Annotated in this window: 1 pseudogene; it reads right to left on the reverse strand. The window is 39.9% G+C overall.

From position 1 onward, the window contains the following. Nucleotides 1-479: pseudogene (locus CRV03_RS13935) on the reverse strand (carbamoyl-phosphate synthase large subunit); the annotation flags it as partial.

The following is a 479-nucleotide window of genomic DNA, read 5'->3' on the forward strand; positions in this document are numbered from 1 at the left end:
GTTTTACCAACTGGTTGCGGGATACCAAGTTGTGTTAGAGCTGCTTCAAACTTATCACGATCTTCTGCACGGTCTAAATCTTCAAGTGATGTTCCTAAGATTTTCACACCGTGAGCCTCTAATTTAGCAGCTAAGTTAATTGCCGTTTGTCCACCGAATTGGACGATAACACCTTCTGGCTTTTCTAAATCGATAATGTGCATTACATCTTCGATTGTTAATGGTTCAAAGTATAATTTGTCAGAAATACTGAAGTCTGTTGAAACTGTTTCTGGATTGTTATTAACAATGATTGCCTCATATCCCGCTTCTTTAATTGCCCATACAGAGTGAACTGTTGCATAGTCAAACTCAACACCTTGACCGATACGGATTGGACCAGATCCTAGAACTACTACACTCTTACGATCTGTTCTAACCGATTCATTCTCGTCTCCATATGTGCTGTAGTAGTATGGTGTTGCAGATTCAAACTCTGC

Origin of the sequence: Arcobacter sp. F155, from assembly GCF_004116455.1 — a bacterium.
GTDB lineage: Bacteria > Campylobacterota > Campylobacteria > Campylobacterales > Arcobacteraceae > Halarcobacter.